Origin of the sequence: Fluoribacter gormanii, from assembly GCF_900156395.1 — a bacterium.
Lineage (GTDB): Bacteria > Pseudomonadota > Gammaproteobacteria > Legionellales > Legionellaceae > Legionella > Legionella gormanii.
Genome location: NZ_FTNL01000011.1, coordinates 1 through 17,372, shown reverse-complemented (window position 1 = coordinate 17,372; position 17,372 = coordinate 1). Strand labels below are relative to the sequence as shown.

The window sequence follows — 17,372 nt, the reverse complement described above, 5'->3', positions numbered from 1 at the left end:
ATGACTTTAAAGTTATCGTTTTTAGAAAATCCAAACCCTGATGATGTTCAAATATTAACAAATGGGATTAAGGCGTATGCCAAACAACAAAGAGGCTTCGAATCTTTAGATTTCTTTGCATGCTTTATTCGTGATGCAGACAATAGCATTGTGGGTGGTTGTAGTGGCGGAACACTCTATGGAGGTCTTCATGTCGATAATCTTTGGGTGAGTGAATCCATCAGACATCAAGGATGGGGAACAAAACTCATGCAAAAGGCATTGAAGTATGGTAGTGAGAAAGGCTGCGCTTTTGCAACAGTTAACACTATGGATTGGGAGGCAATAGAATTTTATAAAAAATTAGGGTTCAAACTTGAATTTGAGCGGCATGGATTTCAAAAAAATTCTATTTTTTATTTTTTGCGTAAAGAATTTCAAGAAACAACAGACATCGGGCTCTTAAATGGTGATTCAGTCTCCGGCTTAAGTCAAAGCCTAAAATCGCATGTATTAGAATCTGTAGTGAGAGAAGAGGCTGTCTCAATAAACAATGCACTCCATTTTAAATGGGGACAAGGTTGCGATGGATGGTGGTTAAAAAATGAGGGGCAGTTTAGTGTTATTTATGAAACGATGCCTGCTGGAAGTTGTGAGATAAAGCATTATCATCAGAAAACAGAACAATTTTTTTATTGTTTACAAGGACAATTGGTTATTGAGTTTGAAAATTATGAACAGGTGTTGCAGGAACAGGAAGGAATAACTATTAAAGCATGGGCAGCTCATAAAGTGAAAAACAGTTCCGGAAATTTGGTTTCTTTTTTGGTGATTTCATCTCCTAATCTATCCGGGGATAGAGTGAATCTGGAGTCCTAAAATGTCTGTTGAATTGATTATCCGCAAAGCAGTAATTGATGATGCTCAACATCTTCACCCTTTAATGGAGCAATTGGGCTATCCGCAATCGCCTGATGAGTTGCAAAGAAGACTTGAGCTATTTACTAATGAACTGCATTACGGTGTTCTTCTTGCGGAAATTGCTGGAAAAGTTGTTGGTTGGATTGCTTGGTCTAAGAGCTATCTTTTTGTTTCAGAAACAACAAGATTTCATATTGAAGGCCTTGTGGTCGACCAAGGATATCGTAATCAAGGAATAGGTAAAAAGCTTATGATTACTGTTGAGGAATTTGCCAGGCAGTTTAGTCCCTGTATCATTGATTTGACATCGGGACTTAGGCGAGCCAAAGAGGGCTCTCATGATTTTTACAAATCGCTTGGTTATCAGAATGAAGGTCATATGGCAAAACTGTATTTAAGGAAAGTGCTGTGAACATCAAAGAATTACAATCTGCTTTAAAAATTGAGACAGCAACATTAGATGATTATCCTATCATCCAAAATATGGCACGATTTTATGTATATGAACTCTCTCGTGACTGCGGTTTTATTTCAGAGGATTGGGCTTTGCCTCCCGATGGCCTTTATGAAAGCTTCGATTTTAAAAAATACTTTGAAGAGCCGACAAGAAAAGCCTTTCTGATTAAAGTAGGTAATGAATTAGCAGGTTTTGCCCTATTAAATCAAGAAGGAATTTACCCAGATACTATGTGGAATATGGGCGAGTTTTTCATTACTGCAAAGTTTCAAGGCAAAGGTTTAGGTTTTTTGGTTTCCTCTGAACTTTGGAACATGCATCCAGGCTTATGGGAAATTTCTGTGATTCCGGAAAATAAGCCAGCGCTTAACTTTTGGCGCAAAACTATTGCAAAAATTACAATGGGTAATTTCCAGGAAGAAATTAAAACAGTCAATTATGATCCACATCAGCCTCAGCGAGTTATTTTTCGTTTTGATAGTAATGTACAGAATGTAGGGGAACCTTTAGAAAGCAAGAAAGAATATCAAATCCAATTTGTTGATGAGCTTGATGAGACAACAGAAAACCGAATGACAAAGGGATTTGTTGCCTATGAGGCTCAGCATGGTATCGACGTCAATTATCGATGTTTTTCAGTGACTATTTCTTCTGCCCAAGGAGAAGTTTTTGGGGTGATTAATGCCTATACAGCATTTTCTGAAATTTATGTGGATGATATTTGGGTAGATAGCGCTTATCGTGGTAAAGGGTATGGTAAGCAGTTATTGCTTGCTCTAGAACATCATTTCAAAGGTCAGGGCTTTAATAATATCAATTTAGTGACTAGTGCATTTCAAGCGCCAGAATTTTATAAGAAATGCGGTTTTACAGCAGAATTTACGAGAATCAATAAAAAAAATCCCAAGTTAAGCAAAACATTTTTTGTTAAATTTTTTAATGAAGAGTTAGAAACACAAGGCATTCTTAAGGCGGTTCATAGTGAATAGAAGTCAGCTAGAAACAATCTGTAAAAAATTAAAGATAAACCAACCTTGTGACTTGCCTCAAAGAGTCTATGGCGGTCTTTTACATAAAATGTGGTATCTGGAGTGCAATGGCTCGCAGTTTGCTGTAAAACAACTCAATAGCAGGATCCAATTGACTGAAGAAGTTAAATCCCAATATGAATTGACAGAAGAGATAGCCTTCCTATTTTCCAAGCATACGATACCTGCAATCCATGCTCTAAAAATAGAAAATAATTATTTAATCCTTTCGGAAGATGAAGCTTTTCTTGTTTATCCTTGGATAGCAGCAAAAGCATTAAATAAAGACGCTATATCTGAGGTGCATGCACTTAAAATAGCTGCCTTTTTGGCAAAAATTCATTGTATTAATCTTAATGTCCCTGAACTAAGCACTCAAGAATTTGATATTCATACCAATGAAAAAATTAGTGTGTTAATAGACCAGTCAGCAAGCCAAAATTTGGTGTTTAAAGAGCAATTAAAAAGTAATCAACGAATTATAATTGAGCTTAATGAGCTCTATCAAAAAGTAATACCTATTTTACAAAGTAGTAGTGTAGTAACCCATGGCGATCTGGATCAAAAAAATGTTTTATGGGATAAAAATGATACTCCATTTCTCATCGATTGGGAGTCTGCGCGAAAACTTAATCCTACCTATGAAATAGTCAATTGTGCTCTTGATTGGAGTGGAATTACTACCCCATTTTTTCATAAATCTTTATTTATAAAAATGCTAAAAATATATGCATCATCTGGATTAACTATAAATCAGGATCATTTAGAGGCCGCCTTTTATGGTGTTCTTGGTAATTGGATCAATTGGCTGGTGTATAATATAGAGCGTTCTTTTAGCTCTGATAGCGAGCAGCAGAATATTGGTGTTGAACAGGTTCTTCAGGTTTTGCCTACTATTATTCAAGTCAAGGCGAGTATTACAGAATTAACTCAATTAGTAACACGTGAATTAAGAATAAACTGTTAACTTTATTCAACTTTGATTACCATATCGCACGAAATTAACTTAAGTTTCAAGGAATGCTTCATGATGAATACTAAAGCGCTATTTCCTCGTTTTGTTCCCATTCAATCGGATTTTACCCGCAATAGTGATATTGAACAGGTTGCAAAAATTATTAATGAATCTGATATACCGCTTCATCTTTTAGTTCATAATGCAGGAATGAAAAGCCCTCCACGTCCGTTAACTGAATATGATTGTGACAGTATTGACGCAGTGTTCCAGGTTAATTTATTAGCTCCCATGAAACTAACAGCACTTCTCGCGGTAGGGATGCCTGAGAAGTCTCGGATTTTATTTGTTACATCAAGGGCAGCCACTTTGAAACTTAAAGAAAGTTCAACATACTGTGCCAGTAAAGCAGGTTTGGATGAAGTAACGGCTATTGTGAGAAAAGAGTTAGCCGAGAAAAATATCGGTGTGTTTTGTGTTATTCCAGGGGAAGTGGATACAAGAATTCAAAAAATTTTAAGAGAAACAACTTCATTTCATTTGCATAAAATGTTTGATGAGGCTTATCAGTCCGGTCACTTAATAAGTCCAGAAACTTGCGGGGAATTCCTTAAATGGATTCTTTGCGGCTTATCTTTTGATGAATTTAAGCAAAGCAATATGCCAGTTTCTATCTATGAAGAATGGCATCATCCATTCTGGCTTAGAGATAAGAGTCAGCTACCTCCCTTTCCTTTCTAATTCATTTATGAATTTTTACGATCAGTTCCAATAAAAGATCAACTTCGGAAAATAGATGCTTCGTTTGTTCTGTTCTTTTTCAAGGTATATTTCTTTTATGGGGGATATGCCTTTACTCTTTCTTCAATTGTTTTCTCAAATAGATCCGATCATGTCCTTCTAGGTATTTGTTAATTGTTCCTAAATGCTGATAGCCTTGTTTTAAATAAAACCCTTCTGCCTGAAAAGAAAAAGTATCTAATGTTGATGCTGGAATCCCTCGTTTAATTGCTTCGACTTCAACGTTGCGTAATATCTCAGCACCAATACCAAGACCACGGTATTCTTCATTAACCCAGAGGACATCAACGTATATTGAGCTTTTATGAGCATATACAATAGCACCGCCAATAATAGTACCTTCGTTATCTTTCACATAGATTGAGTAACGCTCTGGTTTGGTTCCCGTAAAAGGAGCATTAAAATTTACTATCCCATCACGAATAATTTTATCTTGCTGTTCTAGTAGCTTGGGGTCTATAACAAGCTCTAGTTGGTAATTTGCGGCTTGATTCATGAGTTATATCTTCTAAAATTAGTTTGAATACAATAAATCATCGATAACTTCCATAGTAATTTCGGGTAGTTTTTGCGTTTGATCAATACTCTCTTGAATGGTTATAAGCGCTTTTTTAATGTCATCAGGTAACATCTCAGATGGTGCATTGTCGCCTGGCCAAGAAGCATCTCGAGTCGCTTTATCTGGCCAACGAGAATAGGCAAGCCACATACCATCGTTAGTTTTATGCAGGCAAGAACCTAACGCTCCGCGATATTGCACAAAATAGGAAGCGACCTGATGCCAGGCCTTTTGATACTCCATCTCAAGCCCAGGCTTAATAAAGGCTCGGTAAATAACAGCAAAACATTTTTTTGAAAGTCGTTTAAATTGTTCTAGTGCTTCTTCAGGTGTTAAATCTTGGTTCCCTAAAACCTCTTCTGCTTTGAATATGTTTATCCTTTTGGGAATTGAAAACTGGGAAGTAAAGTACATCTGATCAAGGCCTATTCCAAAAGCACAATGCTTATAACCGAGAACACGAAAGTAATTAATTGGTTGCTGGTTCTTATTAGCTAAGACGTAGTTTCTGAATTTGGGATTATAAAACCCATAAGTCATGTAATAATGAATACCTTGGCTTTCAAGATAGTGAACGATGTGAACCAAATTTTGGTGCAGTTTTTCAGGTGAATAAAGTTCAGTATACATCCCAGCTTTTTCAAACGTTGAGTGCTCATTCTCTGGATAAGGAGGATTCAGCGCCACAAAATCACCAGGTGTCGCGATCGAAATCACGTCCATAAAATCACCACTTCTGAATGAAACTTGATTTACATTAAGAAGGTTAGATACTCGGTCAATCTCACACAAGAACATTTCCAACGACAAATTTGCATGTTCAAGAAATCGATTGGCGTTTTTTCCTTCAAATAATTCACCTTCGCGATAGATAATATTCAGTTCTTTATCATAAAAAAGAATTCCTCCCCATGAATGATTGATGATAAAGGGGAGCAATAATGGTTTTTCCTCATCAGTTGTCTGGTTGTAATTCTCAATCACTTTAAGGAAAAAATCTTTCTTCGATAGGGAAACATCATATTTTTCTATTAACGCAGCATAAGAGGTTTTAACAAGCGTAGGATTGTCTCTAATTAATTGAAGTATATTAATCAGAACTTTATTGCTGTCATTGACAATATATTCTTCTGCAAGGCCAACCTCCATTGCAGCCAAGCTCCAAGAAGCAGAACCTGAAAAAGGCTCAATAGCTTTCTTGTATTTTTGGCCTTTATTATTCGCCAATAATACAGAGAAATGTTCATTCAACCAGCTGGTATCAGGGGACATATGTCCTGTTAAATCTGGAAGAGTGAGGTACCTATTTCCGAGGTAGTGGAGTGGTCCCCCATGATTTTGATTTAATTGAATAGTATTTGGGCTCATAATAACCACTATGCAGTAAATATAACTATGAAGCGGCACATCTTAACATGAAACAAACAATTTTTTTATTCTCTTGAATAAAATGACTATTGACCCTCACGTTGCGTGATAGCTTAGAATCATCAATTAAGGAGATGATGCTTATGAAATATTATCAAATTAAAGAAATCAGCCAAATGACCTCTCTTTCAATTCGGTCATTGCAATACTATGATGAAGTAGGTTTGTTAAAACCAACAAAGCGCTCTGATTCTGGCTATCGTTTGTATTCTGAAACTGATTTACTTATTTTACAACAAATTATCACCTTAAAATTCCTTGGATTCTCTTTATCTACTATTAAAGAAATCCTTGCGAATCCAAACTTTAATCTGGCCGCATCAATGAGCCTTCAAGCCCGCGAATTGAGTGAAAAGGCTAATAAAATAAATGAAGCAGCCTCTTTGTTAACGTATATTGCCAGTCAACTGGAAATAAACCAGCCAATCAATTGGCAAAGTAGTGCAAAAATTATTGAAATATTGGAGTTAAATACTATGAGCGATGCTGTATTAAAAAAATATCAATCCGTTAATGAATCAGAGTTAGGTAAAAAATCAGACTATGATTCCACCTATAATCCCAATCGACTCTATCCTATTCCCAGAGCAGGTAAGCGACAAGAAATTGGCATTGATCCTGCCCCCATCCTCCTTTTGTGGGTTTTGACTGCTGGAATCATTATGAAGTCTCTTGGCTCAACGAAAAAGGTAAACCGATGGTTGGGATTGGTGAAATTTTTTATGATTGTAACTCGCCCAAACTCATCGAATCCAAGTCATTAAAACTTTATTTTAATTCATTCAATAATACCAAAATAAAAAGTATTAGTGAGTTAGAAAATACAATAAAAAATGATTTAGAAGCACGTATAGAAGCTCCAGTTTCAGTTAAAATTTATCTTTTGGAACAAGCAAAACACTACGCTGTATCACAAATACCGAAAGGTGAGTGCATTGACCATCTCGATGTTGAATGCTCTGTCTATTTGGTTGAGCCATCATTTCTTAGTGTTCAAAACGAGTTAGTGGAAGAAAGATTGTATTCTAACCTATTAAAATCAAATTGCTTGGTGACTAATCAACCCGATTGGGGAAGCATACAAATTGCGTATAAAGGAAAAAAGATTAATCAAGAAGGCTTATTAAAATACCTTGTTTCCTTTAGAAATCATAACGAGTTTCATGAACAATGTATTGAACGGATTTTTGTGGATATTATGAACTGTTGCAAACCGGAAATATTATCAATCTATGGACGTTATACTCGGCGAGGAGGATTGGATATTAACCCCTATCGCTCCACAGAAAATAGTCCTTTTGGTAGAGAAAATATCCGGTTGGTCCGTCAATAATAGCGCTTTATTGTTCTATCCAAGCTCTTAATTTTCCAGCAAATCGGCCTTGTCGACACAGTGTTATTGATGCGATGGGGTCGATGCTTTTAATTAGGCGATACTCGCCCAACACCGCATGTATAGCCCAACATTGTTCAATAATTGCAATGATCTCAAGCAAATGCGCAGAGGACTCTATCGAGAGCCAGTTTTTAAAACAATCCTCCTGTAATTTCTTATATTGACTGCTTGGTAGTTTTAAATGTTCTGTTGCACGATACAAACAATTAACGAATGAGAAAAAAGGATGAGTAATAACAACTTCCCCTAAATCAATCAGCGTGGTTTGATGAGTATTGAGATTCACTAAGATATTTTTATCATGAAAATCGGCATGGCCAAAAGTATCAGGCACTTTGAAACTGGCTAATTGGTCACAAAGAATTTGTAATTTACTCTCTAAATTTTTTAATTGTTTTAATTCTTTTTGAGTTAATCCATCGCCAATTAATAACTCTTCTTCATTCATTAATTGGTTATAAAGTCTTGGCAATTGTTGCAGGCGCCAATCAGGGACGCCTAAATCAAGAAGGAGGTTTATTTTATCTGCTGAGTCTATCTGCAGCTTTGTGTAATGATGAATGGCATCAATTAAAAGGTTAGGTCTAAATTCCTGTTTAAAGACATCATGTAAAGGAATGCCAGCATCTTGCATTAAAAAACAGTTTAGTTCCTGATTATGAGCCAAGATTTGCGGAACAGGAGCATTGAATTGTTGCTGCAATAGCTGAATGACGTTGGTTTCTAATGACAATGCAGAAGGAACCTTCTTCAAATAAACCAATCCAAAGTTCGTTTGAAAGCGACACACTTCTGACCAAGCTGTATCGAGAATTATTTCGGGCTTGGTGGGTTCAATTTGAAATCCTAAATTGTTTAAGGCACTAAGTGCCCATTCTATGTGAGGATTCTTCATGATAGTTTCCTATGATCCTCGATCACTTCATGAATTGTGCGCAATGCTCTTTTTGCTTCAAAATTCATCTCTGTTTGTTGATTCACAAGGTACATCATTGATTTCCATAAAGCCCAGGCACGTCCTCGTTCCCAAGTCTTTGAGTCAAGTTCTAGTGTTTCTAAAAAAATGCTCCGACTTTTTCCTTCAAATAGTGTCCAGGCAATAGCAAGATCGCAAGCAGGATCGCCGATTGCGAGTTGGCCAAAATCGATAACCGCACTTAATTTTCCTTGAGAAAGCAATAAATTGCCAACACTCACATCACCATGGACCCATACTGGTGGATTTTGCCATGAGGTGGAGAGTGCTTTTTCCCAAACTTGTGTTGCAGAATGAAAATCTATATTGTCCTTCAAATTTTCGATGGCTTTGTGTGTCTCTGAATCATAAACTGCTAAATCACCACCACGATAAAAACTCTGGGGCCCAGCAAGAGGACCGCCTATTGAATTGATGCTCTGGAGCGCTTTAAGAAATAGAGCTAAATCATGTGCAAATTCAGGTAAATCATTAATGGGAGTAACCGCTGCTGTTTCTCCAGGAAGCCAATGATTAATGGACCACTTCCAAGGATACAGGGTACTGGGTTTTCCCATCGCAAGCGGTGCGGGTATCGGAAGAGGAAGATGTGGGGCCAATTGGGGTAACCATGCTTGCTCTTTTTCCACTTGTCCTGCGTATTCGGCGCTGCTTGGCATACGAATGAGCATTTCTGTACCTAGGTGAAAGGTTCTATTGTCCCAACCGCTATTGTTTACAGCTTGAATAGGCAGATGACTCCACTGTGGAAATTGCTGAGCAATGAGCTCGCGCACTAAGCTTTCAGTAATATTCATGGGTTGTGTATTTGTCATTGGTACACCATAAAATCGATATTCTACTTCATCAAGCAACTTGCCTGATTCACTTGTTTTGATGTATTCATCTTGAATGATGCCACCCATTTTTTCGGCAAGTTTGCGACTTGGGATATTATGTCTTACAACTGGATATTTTAGATAATCATAAACAAGATTAGTTTCAGCCCATGTTTTTAATAAATTAATTGTTTCAAAACCATAGTGAAATCCATGAGCACTTTTCTTTAACCAAATACCTAATTCGGGTGTTTTCGTATTCGCTTGGTGCAGGCAGGCATATCCTAAAAAAGCTTGGTTTTCTTCGTTTAAAATGACTAATGCGATTTCAGTGCCTTCCTGCATTTTGATTTGTTGTTCAGAAATATGCTGGTTAATTTCTTCTTGAGTTTTCGGAGCACTTGGCCACATATGTTCTGTAATTTCAGCGGTAAATTCTTTGCACAACTCTTCGGCATAGTTTAGTGAAATAGGGATTAACTGAAGTCGTTCGGATTTCAGGGCGAGATGCAGATAGTTGGGCATAGAATATTTACTCATAGAAATTGTTAGCAATGTTTTGCTTGTTATCTTATCAATCAGTGTACTCTCAAGTGAATGCTTGGAAGAAAAAAATACTGCTATTTTTCCCAAAATTAATTTTTCTGTTAGATTAGAATAATAATCCTATACTCAATACTCACGTAGTTCTACGTATTGATGCATCTTATGGTCTATTTGTATAATTATTACATCATTTAGTTTTAGGAGATAGTAAGAATGAATCAACCTCAACGAATTTTTATTGTTGGTCATCATGGTGCGGGTAAAGGATTATTAGCAAAGTCTGTGTCTCAATCATTAGGGTGGCGATTTGTCGATGCGGATTTGGGGTTAGAGTTCCATGTTGGACGACATGTGTGGGAAATACTTGGAGGCCCTGGGAGTGATGCTTTTTATGAATGTCAGTTTGATATATTAACTTCCCTTTGCACCCAAGAGCATATCATTGTGACAACGGATTCCAGCGTTGTTTTGTCATTAAAAAATCGTCAGTTATTGCACGATGAAATGACTGTATTTTTGGATGTGAGTACTCCGGTCCAAATCGATCGTACTGCACGCAATACTACAAGTTTATTGCCTATACCAAGTTTGAGCGATTTTTTTGAGCAACTACATGATGAGCGAGATAATTTATATAAAGAGGTTGCTACACTCACTATGCATGGTGATGATGGGAAATTAGAGGAGCATACACGTTGTATTGTGACGGCTGTGGTGGGGAATGAAGAAATGTTACCCCAAAAAAACCTAACATCAATTTTGGAGAAAAAAGATTTTACTTTATACCATAAGGAATTTCACACGAAAGTTGAGCTAACTGAACAACAAGCCATATACCTGAAGTTGTTGGCACAAGGAAAAACAGCTAAAGAAATTGCGCGTGAAACTCATGTTTCTTACAGAACAGTTGAAGGAATGATTGCTAAATTGATGGAGTCCTTAGGATGTTCTTCCAGTAAAGAACTAATTGCTTTATTTCATGAACAACCATGATTCTAAATGCATTCGATTGGCTTAGCTAATAAATAACTTTTTCGCGTTATTGGCATCAATCGTTCAATGGCGTAGCGCAGCATGGTTCTTGGCATTCGATAAGCATGGCTATCTAAAAATTCGATGAGGATAGCTTGGTTACGTTTTCCTACTTCTCGTAACATCCAGCCTACGGCCTTATGAATTAAATCATGATCGTCGCATAGCAGTTTTTCTGCAAGTTTAAGAGTGCAATCAAAATGATTATTTCGAATAAAATACCAAGTGGCGACAATGGCGATACGTTTTTCCCAAAGGTTAGTGCTTTCTGCAAGGGTGAAGAGGAGTGTTTTGTCCTTATCTAATAAATGCGCCCCAACAATCCAATGGGCTGAAGCGTCAACCAAATTCCAGTTATTAATCTGATTGATATGAGTTAAATAAAATTGAAAAATCGTTTGCTTGAGGTCTATATCTCCTTTTTGATAATGAGTTACTAACATTAATAGCGCTAATAAGCGTTCTTCATTAATAGATGAATACAACAACTCTTGTAACAAAGAAAAGGGTAATACGGTTTGATAACGTTTGGCGACTTTTCTTAATTCAGGGACGCTTACACCTATAAATTGGTCATGCTCTGCATAATCTCCCGGCCCCGTTTTATAATAGATTGTTTTTGGCTGCGAATAAGGCTTTTTAAGTAACTCGAGCTCGCTTCTAAGTGTTTTGAGTGACTCCATCATTTCGGTTTTATTTAGAGTTGTTGTCATAGTTAATATCTTATGTTAGTTATTTTATGCCTATGTATACTGCACTTTCATGAGGCGTTTTATAGAGCTCAAAATCAGTGAGGTAGATTCTTTCGTATTTTGGCTTTTCATTAAAATAGCTCCAAATAGTTTGCCAGGCATTAATGATTGCTGAGGGATTAGGCCCAATTGCTTTAAAAACCAGATAGTTGCCCGCGTTTATAGTGACTCTATCCAAGTGCGTAGCTTTGGATTCATTCACAATTCCTATCCCAGCAGTAACTGTATAGTACCCTGATGAGTCGGACTCATAATGGTGATACACGCCATAAACGGGGCTATCTTGTTGTGTTTTGATTTTTGAATCAAGAAATTGCTCCCAAAGATGAGGTATTCGTGCAGTTTTGGGATTAAAATCCTCTTCATTTTTTGTTCTTACACTCATTCCAGTTACTTTAAATTCTTGAATCTGGGTCAATTGGGGTATAATAACAGTCATATAAGGCTCCAAAGTAGAAGTTTTTAATTAATATAAGCCTGCATGGCATTGGCAATGATGCGTTTATCCGCTTCACTGATTTTTAATAGGCCAAAACGAAATGGGTATCCCCAATTCTTGGTATTTTTTGTCAATTCGAGCGATTCAATAAGCGTGTGTATCGAAACATCAATCTTTTTATTGGCCCAAAGTACATTTCGTCGAAATGGATGAAAACCATTACCCATATCCACTTGATAGGGCTCACCTGGTAGAACGATTCTAATTGCCGTAAATGCTTGCAGTTTTTCAATGCCTTTAAAGTGCAGCGTCGGCGAGTAATAAATGATGCAATCGTCCGCTTTTATTCTCTTTAGAGGTGCAAGTTTACCGTAGCAAACTTGCATAAACCCTCCTTCCACTCCAATTTGCACGTGGGACGCGCAGGCGACAGCCAGCCAGTTTTGGTTCATGATCCGTTCTTTGAAAAAAAGCGAATTCGATGACCATCTGGGTCGCAGGTTACAAACGTATAACCAAAATCCATCGGTGTTGGTTCTTGTATCATTTTAAAATTCTTAGTTTGATAATTTCTAAAAAGTTCATCAACGGCTTGCTCATCGGGAACCAAAATAGCGAGTTCGCTACCGCCACCTAATGCAGTTGGTGCAGGTAACGCAGAATTTTGAGACCATAATCCCAATCGCAAACCGGATTTTAATAAAAACATGGCGTAATCAGGCTCAGTGTGGATAGGCTGAGCATTGAGCAATTCTGAGTAAAAATGAGTACTGTTTTCTATATTGCTCACATAAAATAGAACTAAATTGGGGTCGAATGTCATGATTTTTCCTGTTTTTTATTTCGCTAAATTCATTGGAGAATATAAAACATACGGATGACAGTTTTTGTCAGCATCATTCAATAGGATTGGGGAATGTTATGTAGGGTGCGCCACTTCTTTAAAAGGGATTGTCGGCGTTCGGAATATTTTTGTTCTTTAATGGATAATTGAATAATTCTATCGGTTCTGAAGTGACGGAAGTCCTGCCTTAGTTCACACCAACCCACCATGAGATGCACTTCATCAAAAAAGCCGAGCGCGATAGGCCAGAGTATTCGTGTCGAATGATTGTTTTGGAGATCTTGATATTCTAATTCGATTTTTCGTTCTAAACGTATCGCTTTGCGAATGAGAATAAGATCACTATCTTTACTTTCGGCACATTTTCCTGGGGGAACTAAGAGTCCTGAAGTTTCTAGTTGGTGTTTTAATTCAGTAGGAAGGACTGCTGAAATTTTTGCAAGCACATTTTGAGCTGCGATTTTAAGTTGAGTATCCGCTCGTTGTGCAACCCAACTTGACCCTAGCACCATTGCCTCAATTTCATCATCTGAAAACATCAAAGGAGGCAACATAAAACCAGATTTAAGCACATAACCAACACCGGGCTCACCTTCAATGGGCGCGCCTAAGGATTGTAAGGTTATTATATCTCGGTACAGAGTGCGTAGGCTTACGCCTAATTCTTCTGAAAGTTTTTTGCCACTCACGGGTAATCGGTGACGTCGTAATAATTGAATTAAATCAAACAAACGTTCAGTTCGGGACAAGATACTGCTGCCAAATTATGCCAGTAGTATATCATGAATACTTATAGAACTAATAAGCTGCTTATTATGATTATTTCTAATAGTAACTTAATTTTTGGGACTAATGGATGCCTTCAAGAAGTGCTTTAAAACCACCTGCTATCGGACTAGGTTGATTGGGATAATAGGCCTTGTAGGCCTGGCGATCCACACTGAGCATAAACTGGTTAGATGCGAGTATATTCCAAAATAGCCGGATCTGTTTGGCAACAATGAATGCATTTAACAGTTGTTTTTCTGTCGCTAATCCTAGCCAATTTTCGAAGCAAGCATCTTGAAATTTCAGGTAGGTTGAATCACCTTCTGTTACTCCATGGTGAGTAATCGATTGTTCTAAACAGGTCTGTAACGAAAAAAATGGATGAAGGATAGCGGTCTCGCCCCAATCAACAAAAGTCATTCTTTTAGTAATTGGATCAAGAAGAACATTTTTATCATGAAAATCGTGATAACCAATGGTTTCAGGAATCTTAAAGCTTGCTAATAATTTGCACTGTGCTGAAAATTTCGGGCTTAGGGCGTGTAGTGTTTGTAATTCTTTATCGGTGAGTCCCTCTGCTTTTAAAAAAGTAGTTTGCTTTAAGATGTGATCATAAAGAAAGGGTAATTGATTTAATCGCCAATCGGGTACACCAAGTTTGAGAAACGTAGCGATACACTCTTCAGATCTGCGTTGAATTGTGGCATATTGTTTTATTGCTTGGCATAATAGCTCTGGCTTGAAGTTGGTTTTAAGCGTTTGACGCAAAGAAATACCCGCATCCCTCATTAGAAAACAATGTAAATCCTCATTAATTTCAATTATATCGGGCACATTGGCATGGAATTGGGATGACAATACTCGAATGATTTTGGGCTCATTAGATAGAAAAAAAGATGGTGGTGTTTGTTTTAAATAAAAATTCTCTGTTGATGTTGCAAATCGGATCACATGAGACCACGGTGTTGACAATACAATTTCTGGCGAGCGCTCTATTGAGTAGCCATTAGAAACCAGGTAATCGGTTCCCCATTTGAAAAGTGGTAGTAGATTATTCATTTTTGGAAGTTAAAATGCATAAAAAATGACGAGAAAAATATAAGTCTTACTTAACATAAAAAACTTCCCTTTAAATAGTTACCCAGAGAATATTATACATAAAAAAGCGAGTCTCAATAGAATAGTAAAAGCAGGATAAAATAATGGAACAGCAAGATGATTTACCTATATCCGGGGTATAAACAAAAGGATAATGGATTAATTCTTAGTTTGCTTATTCAACCCGGCGCCAAATGCAATCAAGTAGTAGGTGCTGTTGGAGGGGAACTCAAGATAAAAATCGCGGCACCTTCTATTGAAGATAAAGCCAACATGGAATTAGTGCGATACCTGTCTGTCTTATTCAAAGTCCCTAAAAGTCAAATTTAAATAAAGAGAGGCCTTCAGTCTCGACACAAGATCATTGAAGTCATTGGTTGTGGTGTTGATGCTCTCCAGTGGTGTAAAATTTAAAGAATGATTTTAAATAATGAGCCTAAATGCTGGATACAACAATAATTGAGAGCAATTGGCGCTCTCGTGGCTTTAGTTTTGAGCTTTGGGAAGATCCCCCAGGTCAAATTTGGAAGGATTTTAACCATGGGCAATAAAACGTTAAAACCTGCTATTGGAGAAGAAGTATTGATTCCAGCAGGAGTAGATCATACGGTTCAAACCAGTTCCACCACAGGGAGCCGTTGGTATTATGGTTACAAAGTAAGAAGGTAAGGAAATGACACAAAAGAAAATATCATTAGAAAATGATGCTGTTCTGCAATTCATTGTTGATGAATTAATATCTTTACATCATTGCCATACAATTATTTTATATGGCTCGCGCGCACGAGGAGACTTCACAGTAACCAGTGATTATGATGTTGCAGGGATTAGGGAAAAAGGAGATAAGCAACGAATTGCACGCTTTGATGAAGCACATCAAGTTTATCATGATATTTTTGTTTATCCAGAGAATGCTTTTGATTCAATTTCTGATGAACATTTATGTATGTCAGATGGCATCGTTGTTGTTGAAAAAGCTTATTTTGGCACAGAGTTATTAAAAAAACTCTCTGCTTTTTTAATATTGCCTGAGTCCCTCCCTCCTGATGAAATTACAGCACGTAGAGTGTGGTATCAAAAAATGCTGGCAAGGGCGTATACTAGAGATTTAGAAGGGAAATATCGCCATATTTGGTCAATCTTCACAATTCTAGAGGATTATTTTGTATTCAAAGAATTGCGTTATCAAGGTCCAAAAAAAGCATTCAAGTATTTAGAAACACACGATCCAGAGACTTTATCATTATTTGATGAGGCCATAACGAATATCGATAATTTGAATGCCTTAAATAGGCTAATTACAAGAGTTATAAAGAGTGACAAAACGTAGGATAATTATGCCAGAATTAGATATTGAAATTATCAAAGATAATCCAGAGTATTTCTTGTGAAAAGGCATCTATTATTCTTATTTAGAGTGCATAGTAATGAAATTTAATATTTATATTAAAATTTTGACTGCGTTCTTCGTGATTTTTTTAATTCTTGTTTTGGCATTTTTTAAATATTTAAAGTCAGTTGAGACAAAGATAATTGTTAATGCAGGACAAACGATGTCACAAGGACTTTTAATTAGTTTAGAAAAAGAGTTAATTAATAATCCGAAATCAAACTGGGATGCAATAATAAAGAAAAAAACAGATAATCTTATTCATCTTATAGTAATCGACAGTCTAAAACTCACCCTGAAGCAGAATAATCAATTAAATAATGGTGAAATCATTTTTTTATCAGGTACAACCTATCAATTTCTAAACGAGGTAATTGTAGAACATACTGCGTATAAAAAAATTGGTAATACCCCGTATGCATTAGCTTACAATTTTTCAGATCCTGGCGAAATTATTTTTAATTATATGAATCCTGTTTTAATACAAATCGTTCAACATTTATTATCAAAATCAAAAAATACATGGAGTAATGAACTATTACAGTTAGAAAAAATATATGGTTTTCCTCTTCATGTTTATAAAACTAAAAGTAAACACTTACCAGGTAATATAATTAATTCTTTATCAACAAAGCGTTTAGTATTTGAAACCAATAAAAACTCGTCACAAATTGTTATTCTCTATTATAGTTTTAGTGGTGGAATACTCAAAATTGGCCCACTAAGCTATCTGCCCGTTATGGCAAGAATCAGTGATGTTATGTATTATTTTATAGGGACTTTCTTTTTTTTATCCCTTTGTCTTATTGCCTTTTTTTCATTGCTTTTTGTTAGAAATATGAAAAAGGTGTATCAGATAACTAAAAATTTCAGTCAAGGGAACTTTGATTTTCATCGGAAAATAGGTACCACCTCTATTTTGTATGGGCTGTATGTAAATATCATCCACATGGGTGAGCAATTAAAAGAACTGATTGAATCACATAAACAATTGTGCCGGTTTGTCGCGCATGAAATTAGGACCCCTTTGTCAACCATACAAATGGCGACGGATAGTATCAAAAGGAAAAATGCTGAAGATGTATTACTCAATAAACAGCTAAACAGCATACAAGAAGATATTGCAGATATGAATCGCCTCGTCAGCACTTTTTTGATTTACTCAAAAATGCATTCAAACGAATT

The 17,372-nt window shown here is 36.6% G+C and carries 20 protein-coding genes and 2 pseudogenes; 12 read left to right on the top strand and 10 right to left on the bottom strand.

Annotated elements, in window-relative coordinates; all coding sequences use genetic code 11:
- From BW930_RS08185 to BW930_RS08165, 5 genes are read left to right on the top strand one after another with little or no spacing between them, the layout of a single operon-like run.
- Nucleotides 1-858: a GNAT family N-acetyltransferase gene (locus tag BW930_RS08185; protein ID WP_014845039.1), complete on the top strand. Its 858-nt coding sequence runs from the start codon at nucleotides 1-3 to the stop codon at nucleotides 856-858.
- A 1-nt stretch (nucleotide 859) separates the two neighbouring features.
- A complete protein-coding gene (locus BW930_RS08180; protein ID WP_014845040.1) occupies nucleotides 860-1,312 on the top strand; it encodes a GNAT family N-acetyltransferase in 453 nt (150 codons plus the stop codon).
- A complete protein-coding gene (locus BW930_RS08175) occupies nucleotides 1,309-2,346 on the top strand; it encodes a GNAT family N-acetyltransferase (RefSeq protein ID WP_014845041.1) in 1,038 nt (345 codons plus the stop codon). The genes BW930_RS08180 and BW930_RS08175 overlap by 4 nt, the downstream gene beginning before the upstream one ends.
- Nucleotides 2,339-3,352: an aminoglycoside phosphotransferase family protein gene (locus tag BW930_RS08170; RefSeq protein WP_014845042.1), complete on the top strand. Its 1,014-nt coding sequence runs from the start codon at nucleotides 2,339-2,341 to the stop codon at nucleotides 3,350-3,352. Before BW930_RS08175 ends, BW930_RS08170 begins: the two co-directional genes overlap by 8 nt.
- A 60-nt stretch (nucleotides 3,353-3,412) precedes the next feature.
- Nucleotides 3,413-4,081: an SDR family oxidoreductase gene (locus tag BW930_RS08165; RefSeq protein ID WP_014845043.1), complete on the top strand. Its 669-nt coding sequence runs from the start codon at nucleotides 3,413-3,415 to the stop codon at nucleotides 4,079-4,081.
- A 112-nt stretch (nucleotides 4,082-4,193) separates the two neighbouring features.
- Here the strand turns inward: BW930_RS08165 and BW930_RS08160 are convergent, their stop codons facing one another.
- Together BW930_RS08160 and BW930_RS08155 are read right to left on the bottom strand one after the other, a co-directional pair.
- Nucleotides 4,194-4,637 (bottom strand): GNAT family N-acetyltransferase, encoded by a 444-nt coding sequence (locus BW930_RS08160; RefSeq protein ID WP_014845044.1) that lies wholly within the window; start codon nucleotides 4,635-4,637, stop codon nucleotides 4,194-4,196.
- A gap of 18 nt (nucleotides 4,638-4,655) precedes the next feature.
- Complete coding sequence (locus BW930_RS08155) at nucleotides 4,656-6,068, bottom strand: DNA adenine methylase (RefSeq protein ID WP_019350465.1); 1,413 nt, start codon at nucleotides 6,066-6,068, stop codon at nucleotides 4,656-4,658.
- Nucleotides 6,069-6,202: 134 nt separating this feature from the next.
- Here BW930_RS08155 and BW930_RS17320 point away from each other — a divergent pair.
- A pseudogene (locus BW930_RS17320) lies at nucleotides 6,203-6,364 on the top strand (MerR family DNA-binding transcriptional regulator); the annotation flags it as partial.
- Between the two features lie 240 nt (nucleotides 6,365-6,604).
- Nucleotides 6,605-7,461 (top strand): annotated as a pseudogene (gene queF / locus BW930_RS08145) (NADPH-dependent 7-cyano-7-deazaguanine reductase QueF).
- Nucleotides 7,462-7,468: 7 nt separating this feature from the next.
- Here queF and BW930_RS08140 read toward each other — a convergent pair.
- Together BW930_RS08140 and BW930_RS08135 are read right to left on the bottom strand one after the other, a co-directional pair.
- Complete coding sequence (locus tag BW930_RS08140) at nucleotides 7,469-8,419, bottom strand: aminoglycoside phosphotransferase family protein (protein ID WP_014845048.1); 951 nt, start codon at nucleotides 8,417-8,419, stop codon at nucleotides 7,469-7,471.
- The gene (locus BW930_RS08135) at nucleotides 8,416-9,843 is read right to left on the bottom strand and encodes a GNAT family N-acetyltransferase (RefSeq protein ID WP_019350464.1); all 1,428 of its coding nucleotides are present in this window, start codon (nucleotides 9,841-9,843) and stop codon (nucleotides 8,416-8,418) included. The genes BW930_RS08140 and BW930_RS08135 overlap by 4 nt, the downstream gene beginning before the upstream one ends.
- Nucleotides 9,844-10,077: 234 nt before the next feature.
- Between BW930_RS08135 and BW930_RS08130 the strand changes: the two genes are divergently transcribed.
- Complete coding sequence (locus tag BW930_RS08130; RefSeq protein WP_014845050.1) at nucleotides 10,078-10,857, top strand: shikimate kinase; 780 nt, start codon at nucleotides 10,078-10,080, stop codon at nucleotides 10,855-10,857.
- A 2-nt stretch (nucleotides 10,858-10,859) separates the two neighbouring features.
- Here BW930_RS08130 and BW930_RS08125 read toward each other — a convergent pair whose 3' ends face one another.
- The 6 genes from BW930_RS08125 to BW930_RS08100 form a co-directional block, all read right to left on the bottom strand.
- Complete coding sequence (locus BW930_RS08125; protein WP_014845051.1) at nucleotides 10,860-11,609, bottom strand: DNA alkylation repair protein; 750 nt, start codon at nucleotides 11,607-11,609, stop codon at nucleotides 10,860-10,862.
- Nucleotides 11,610-11,628: 19 nt separating this feature from the next.
- Entirely contained in the window at nucleotides 11,629-12,087 is a 459-nt protein-coding gene (locus BW930_RS08120) for a GyrI-like domain-containing protein (protein ID WP_014845052.1), read from the bottom strand.
- A 23-nt stretch (nucleotides 12,088-12,110) separates the two neighbouring features.
- Complete coding sequence (locus tag BW930_RS08115; RefSeq protein WP_014845053.1) at nucleotides 12,111-12,539, bottom strand: EVE domain-containing protein; 429 nt, start codon at nucleotides 12,537-12,539, stop codon at nucleotides 12,111-12,113.
- Nucleotides 12,536-12,910, bottom strand: coding sequence for a VOC family protein (locus tag BW930_RS08110; protein ID WP_014845054.1), 375 nt, complete (start codon nucleotides 12,908-12,910; stop codon nucleotides 12,536-12,538). Before BW930_RS08110 ends, BW930_RS08115 begins: the two co-directional genes overlap by 4 nt.
- 77 nt (nucleotides 12,911-12,987) lie before the next feature.
- Complete coding sequence (locus tag BW930_RS08105) at nucleotides 12,988-13,680, bottom strand: helix-turn-helix transcriptional regulator (protein ID WP_014845055.1); 693 nt, start codon at nucleotides 13,678-13,680, stop codon at nucleotides 12,988-12,990.
- Between the two features lie 100 nt (nucleotides 13,681-13,780).
- Nucleotides 13,781-14,758 carry an aminoglycoside phosphotransferase family protein gene (locus BW930_RS08100; RefSeq protein WP_014845056.1) on the bottom strand — a complete coding sequence of 326 codons (978 nt, stop codon included), beginning with the start codon at nucleotides 14,756-14,758 and terminating at the stop codon, nucleotides 13,781-13,783.
- Nucleotides 14,759-14,914: 156 nt separating this feature from the next.
- Between BW930_RS08100 and BW930_RS08095 the strand changes: the two genes are divergently transcribed.
- The 4 genes from BW930_RS08095 to BW930_RS08080 form a co-directional block, all read left to right on the top strand.
- A complete protein-coding gene (locus tag BW930_RS08095) occupies nucleotides 14,915-15,127 on the top strand; it encodes a DUF167 domain-containing protein (RefSeq protein ID WP_014845057.1) in 213 nt (70 codons plus the stop codon).
- Between the two features lie 210 nt (nucleotides 15,128-15,337).
- On the top strand, nucleotides 15,338-15,466 hold the full coding sequence (locus BW930_RS17435; RefSeq protein ID WP_255464427.1) for a hypothetical protein: 129 nt from the start codon (nucleotides 15,338-15,340) through the stop codon (nucleotides 15,464-15,466).
- A gap of 4 nt (nucleotides 15,467-15,470) precedes the next feature.
- Nucleotides 15,471-16,127, top strand: a complete 657-nt coding sequence (locus BW930_RS08085) for a nucleotidyltransferase domain-containing protein (RefSeq protein WP_014845058.1) — start codon at nucleotides 15,471-15,473, stop codon at nucleotides 16,125-16,127.
- A 97-nt stretch (nucleotides 16,128-16,224) separates the two neighbouring features.
- A partial coding sequence (locus tag BW930_RS08080) for a histidine kinase dimerization/phospho-acceptor domain-containing protein (protein ID WP_076547507.1) occupies nucleotides 16,225-17,372 on the top strand: 1,148 nt, incomplete at its 3' end.